At 67.9% G+C, this 5,793-nt stretch carries 4 protein-coding genes and 1 pseudogene; 3 read left to right on the plus strand and 2 right to left on the minus strand.

From position 1 onward, the window contains the following. Positions 1 to 607: 607 nt before the first annotated feature. Complete coding sequence (locus D7X55_RS34505; protein ID WP_121725273.1) at positions 608 to 1,654, minus strand: ABC transporter substrate-binding protein; 1,047 nt, start codon at positions 1,652 to 1,654, stop codon at positions 608 to 610. Between the two features lie 145 nt (positions 1,655 to 1,799). On the opposite strand from D7X55_RS34505, the gene D7X55_RS34510 reads away from it, so the two are divergent. After that, on the plus strand, positions 1,800 to 2,792 hold the full coding sequence (locus tag D7X55_RS34510; protein WP_121725274.1) for an aldo/keto reductase: 993 nt from the start codon (positions 1,800 to 1,802) through the stop codon (positions 2,790 to 2,792). Positions 2,793 to 2,865: 73 nt separating this feature from the next. Then, positions 2,866 to 4,224 carry a family 16 glycosylhydrolase gene (locus tag D7X55_RS34515; RefSeq protein WP_120553081.1) on the plus strand — a complete coding sequence of 453 codons (1,359 nt, stop codon included), beginning with the start codon at positions 2,866 to 2,868 and terminating at the stop codon, positions 4,222 to 4,224. 56 nt (positions 4,225 to 4,280) lie between these two features. On the opposite strand, the gene D7X55_RS34520 is transcribed toward D7X55_RS34515, so the two are convergent. Continuing rightward, entirely contained in the window at positions 4,281 to 5,489 is a 1,209-nt protein-coding gene (locus tag D7X55_RS34520; protein ID WP_120553082.1) for a polysaccharide deacetylase family protein, read from the minus strand. 103 nt (positions 5,490 to 5,592) lie between these two features. Between D7X55_RS34520 and D7X55_RS34525 the strand changes: the two are divergent. Further along, positions 5,593 to 5,793 (plus strand): annotated as a pseudogene (locus D7X55_RS34525) (ABC transporter substrate-binding protein); the annotation flags it as partial.

Below are 5,793 nucleotides of genomic sequence, written 5' to 3' on the forward strand. Positions count from 1 at the left end.
CCTCATCGCGAGCCCCCATCAAGAGTCGCGAGAAACCGTCCACGCCACGCCACGCCCACGGCAGTGCGATCCACCCAACCGGATGAGAATCGAAGAATCCCGCAGAGCCTCCCCGGCGGTGGCGCTCCCAAAAAACCTGTCCGACAGTCGGACAAGCTGGCACCACCACCGTGCGAGCCGGTCCGACAGTCGGACAAGCCGTGCTCCTTGCATGGGGCTGTCGGACAGGCGGACCGGTTGGGCCCCCCGGTTTGGCCTGTCGGACAGGCGGACCGCTTGAGCCCACCGTTCGAACCGGTCCGACAGTCGGACAAGGTGGGGCCGCGACCTGGACGTGTTGGACAGGCGGATGGGTTGGGACGACTGAGCGAACCGGTGCGACTGTCGGACAGGTTTTGCCCGTCGCGGCGGCCGGTCCGACTGTCCGACAGGTTTGAAACCTTGCGGCGGTCCCCCTGGGCTGACGAGTTCCCGGCGGAGGCGACTCCGCGAAACCTGTCCGACTGTCGGACAGGTTTTGAGCACACCCGGCCGGAGGGCGCCTTCTTGATTGTTCGAGGTCCCAGGATTCGACCTCGCGGTCGGGCCGGGTCTGGGCGTTCCTGGCTCATTTCGCGAATGCCCGGCTGAAGGCTTCCTTGATGTCACCGCCGTGCAGCAGCCCCTGCTCCAACAACTCGGGCGTCCAGGCCTGCGCTCGGCCCAACAGCGTGTCCACTCCGGGCTCTCCACGCGGGCCGCTCAACCGGGGATCCACCGCGTGCATGTCCCCCTTCTCCACGATGATGCGCTGGCCCTCCGGTGACAGCAGCACGTCCACCAGCGCCTTCGCCGCCACCGGATTGCGCGTCGATGCGAACAGCCCCACCGGCCCCGGGATGACCACCGCTCCGTCCTCCGGCCAGATGATCTCGATGGGACTGCCCTTCGCCTTCGCCGCCAGCGCGTTCTCCAGCAGCAACACGCCCGCGTCCACCTCGCCGCTCTCCACCTTCTGGAGCACCGCCGCGTTGCCTCCCGCCACCACCGCGCCCTTCGCCCTCAGCCCCTCGAAGTAGGCCTCCCCTCGCCGCGCGCGCAGGAACACCGCCCACGTGAACGCGGTGCCCGACGTGAGCGGATCCCCGATGGCCGCCCTCCCCTTCCAACTTCCATCCACCAGCGCCGTGAATGACTTTGGCGCATCGCCCGCGCCCACCCGGTGCACCAGCACCATCGTGGACAGCCGCACCGCCGCGTACCTCGCATCCAGATCCAGCAACGTGCGCGGAATGCGCAGCGCGTTCACGGACGCGTAACGCAGGAACGCTCCCTCCCTCGCCAGTCGCTCATAGAGGAACGGATCCGACGTCATCAGCACGTCCGCGCGCACCGCTCCCGCGGCCCGCTCCGCCTCCAGCCGGCTCGCGACCTTCTCACTGCCCGCCTGGTACCAGTGCACCTTCACGCCGGGCAGCCGCTCCTTCAGCAACGGCTCGAACGCGTCCAACACATGCCGGTACATCGACGTGTAGACCCACACCTCGCCGGACGGGGTGTCGGCCTGCGCCACGGCGGCGCCTCCCGACGGCGCGGCGGATTCAATGCGGCACGCGGCCAGGAGGATCAGCGCGAGGAGCGGCCCCACGCGCCGCACAAGGAGGGGGATGCGCATGCGGGTGTCGATTATGCGGCACACGCCCTCCCGGCACACCTGGTCCGCAGCGGTGGCTCCTGCACAGTCGGCCCGCGCGCCCGTTGTCCCCGGCCCCTCCCAGCCGCAACGTCGGCCTCTGCCCTCTGTGGAAGGACGCCCGCGCATGACCCGGAAGGAATTCCTCGCCGCGACGCTGTCGCTGATGGTTGCTCCGCCCGTGCTCGGGGCCTCGCCCTCGAAGGCGAAGAAGGCTCCCGCCGTGCCCCGGCGCAAGCTGGGCCGCACCGGACAGGACGTGTCCTGCATCGGGCTCGGGGGCTTCCACATCGGCAAGCAGAAGGACGAAGCGGAGAGCATCGCGCTCATCCGCGGCGCGTTGGACCAGGGCATCAACTTCCTGGACAACTGCTGGGACTACAACGACGGCAAGAGCGAGGAGCGCATGGGCAAGGCGCTGCGCGACGGCTACCGCGCCAAGGCCTTCCTCATGACGAAGATCGACGGCCGCGACAAGAAGACCGCCGCGAAGCAGATCGACGAATCCCTCCAGCGCCTCCAGACGGACCACGTGGACCTGCTCCAGCTCCACGAAGTCATCCGCGACAGCGACCCCGACAAGGCCTTCGCGGAAGGCGGCGCCATCGAGGCCATGAAGGACGCGCAGAAGGCCGGCAAGGCGCGCTTCCTGGGCTTCACCGGCCACAAGTCCCCGGACATCCACCTGAAGATGCTGGAGACCGCGAAGAAGCACGGCTTCCGCTTCGACACCGTGCAGATGCCGCTCAACGTGATGGACGCCCACTTCAACAGCTTCGAGAAGCGCGTGCTGCCCGTGCTCGTGAAGGACGGCATCGGCGTGCTCGCCATGAAGTCCATGGGCGATCCGTTCATCCTCGACAGCAAGACCGTCACCGCGCCCGAGTGCCTCCGCTACAACCTCTCCCTGCCCGTCAGCGTCGTCATCACCGGCATCGACTCGCAGGAGCGCCTGCAACAGGCCCTCACCGCCGCGCGCGGCTTCAAGCCCCTGAGAGAAAAGGACGTCCAGGCCCTGCTCGCGAAGACAAAGGACGCGGCCCAGGACGGCGCCTACGAGAAGTACAAGACGAGCCACCACTTCGACGGGACCGTCCAGAACCCCCAGTGGCTCGGCTGAACCATTCCGAGGCCTCCTGGCAAGGTGTGTAAAAACCGGCAAATATGAATGCTCCCCCAACCCCGGAGCATTCATGCACCGCCCCTTTCGAGCAGGCCTCGTCGCCGCAGGACTCCTGACCACCCTCTCCGGCTGTTCACCGGAACCGGAAGCCGCCGCCCCGGTGGAGGCGGAAGGCTACGGCCAGACGCAGCAGGGCGAGCGCGCGTACGACCCGGGCGCTGGGTGGTCCCTGTCGTGGCAGGACGACTTCACGGGCTCGGCGCTGAACACGGGCGCGTGGAACGTGCTGACGAGCAACTGGGATCCGGTGACCAACAACTGCAACTTCGGCACGGGGGAGCTGGAGTTCCCGCGCGCGCAGAACGTGGCGGTGGCCAACGGCAAGCTGATCATCTCGGCGGAGCGCACGGCGGACAACCCCACGGACTCGCGCTGCCCGGGGCAGTACCGCTCGTTCTATTCCGGCCGCATCCACACCAAGGGCAAGGTGGAGGGGCGCTACGGAAAGATCGTCGCGAGCATCAAGGTCCCGCCGGGCTACGGCATGTGGCCCGCGTTCTGGACGCTGGGGTCGAACATCCAGAGCGCCGGCTGGCCGGCCGCGGGGGAGATCGACATCCTGGAGTGGAAGTCCACGGAGCCCACGTGGATGAAGTCCGCGCTGCACTGGTACAACAACGGCAACGCGGACTGGGGCACGGGCGCGAGCCGCGGCGTGGACCTGTCGCAGGACTTCCACACGTATGAAGTGGAGTGGACGGCGAACACCATCGTGTTCCGCCTGGACAAGGACTTCGTGTCCACGGCGACGTTCAACCACAACGAGTCCGAGTTCCAGCAGAACCACTACCTCATCCTGAACCTGGCGCTGGGCGGCGTCTGGTACGGCAACCCGGCGCCGGCCTCCATCGACCTGGCCTGGGGTGCGAAGAAGACGATGGAGGTGGAGTGGGTGCGCTGGTACCAGCCGGGCGGCTCGCAGTCGCTGGGGTTGACGAACCCGGGCTTCGAGCAGGGCATGACGGGCTGGAACACCTGGAGCCCGAACGGCACGGCGACGGCGGCGTTCTCGGAGACGTACAACGGCGGGCACTCGGGCAGCTTCCACCTGACGCACTGGACGTCCGCGGCGGCCTACGAGGCGTGGACGTACCAGACGAAGTCGGGCCTCGCGTCCGGCAACTACAAGCTGCGCGCCTGGTTCCGCAAGGGAGGCACGTTCGACTTCGCGCGCTTCCAGGTGAAGAACTGCGGGGATTGCGCGCCGGCCATCACCAACCTGGGCACCTACGGCAACTACACGCTCGTGGAGACGCCCGCCATCAGCGTCACCAACGGCTACCTGGAGTTCGGCCTGCACAGCAAGTCGCCGGCCCACAACGGCTCCAACTTCATCCACATGGATGACGTGGAGTTGATCAAGCTGTAGGCCATGACTGCCTTCACGCGCGCCGGAGCAGACTCCGGCGCGCGGTGACTTCACGGCTACGGCACGAGCACGAAGTCGTCCACGTACACCGTGCCCTGATCCGATCCGGAGTCATCCATCACGTAGAAGTCATCCACGATGCCGGACGTCGCCCCGATGGCGCTGAGCGGGATGGAGACCTTCTGCCAGGTGCCCGCCGCGATGGGGTGCCCCAGCGCCGTCTCCAGGTTGATGGAGCCCAGCAGCGTGCCGCCGTTGTAGAGCGCCAGCCGCACCTGCTGACCGCCCGTCGTTCCTCCGTGCACCCAGAGGTCCACGGACTGGTACTGCGCCAGGTCCAGCCCCGTGTGGTGGAACATCAGCGCCTCCCAGTAGTCCGGCTCGAAGCTCACCGCCGTGGAGCCGGAGTGCACCGTGACGGCCTGGTCCAGGTCGTGCGTCGCCCAGCTCCAGTCCTGGAAGCCGCTGCCCATGGCGTCGTCGTAGACGACCGTGCCCACCGACGGCGGCGCCTCCGTGAGGCCGTCCGTCAGCGCCAGCCCCTGCTCCACCGTCACGGTGCGGATGCCCGTGGACTGCACGTAGTTGAGGATGCTGTTGAAGTTGGTCGTCTTGTACTGCGTCTCCCGCGTGGGCGTGCCGCTGGTGAACTCGTGGAAGAGGATGATGAGCCAGCTCTTCTCCGCGATGGCCTGGTTGATCCACCCCTTCACCTTCGCCACCGTCACCGCGCTCGACACGTCGTTGGCGCGCAGTTCGTAGATGACCGTGTCGCGGTAGTTGCGGCCCGCGTTGATGGTGCGGTGGCTGGCGTACTCCGGCTTCAGCGCCGTCATCACCGTCGCGTTGTACGCGCCATAGGGTGACGCGAAGTCCTTGCCGCACTGCGCGCCCACGTTCGTCTGCAGCCACGTGCGCGAGTCATGCAGCTCCGACGTCAGCTGCGCGGGCGTCAGCGACGTGAGGTCCGCGTGCGTGCGCGTGTGGCTGGCGATTTCATTGCCCTCCGCCTTGAGCGTCTGCACCTGCGCGAGGCTCATGTAGCCGCCCCACGCCTGGGCCACCGCGTCCGTGACCAGGTAATACGTCGCGGGGATGTTGCGCGACTTGAGCGCCGGCCGCGCCAGCGTGTACTGCGTGCTCCAGCCGTCATCCAGCGTGATGGAGATCATCCCTTCCGAGAACGGCGACGCGGCGAGCGCCGAGGAAGTGCCAAGCAGCGCCGCGGCGCAGAGCGCGCGCGAGGTCCAGTTCATCCAAGCCATGTCCGGGTATTCCCCCTGTGAGGAGTTCCCAGGATATGCGCCCCGCCCCAGCGAAACCCAGACGCCGCTTCCCACGACCCGCGTGCTAGAAGTCGGCCCGCCCATGAGTCTCTTCCGCCTCCCCTCCCTGCTCTGCGTGGTGCTCGCGCTCGCGGCGGGCTGTCAGCGCCCGGCGCCCCCGGCCACGGAGCCCCAGGCGCGGCGGATCGTCTCGCTGTCCCCGTCCGTCACGGAGGCGCTGTTCGCCCTGGGCGCGGGCGCTGAAATCGTGGGCGTGTCCGACTACACCGCCCTGCCCCCGGGC

The sequence above is a fragment of the Corallococcus sp. AB049A genome, from assembly GCF_003668885.1.
GTDB lineage: Bacteria > Myxococcota > Myxococcia > Myxococcales > Myxococcaceae > Corallococcus > Corallococcus interemptor.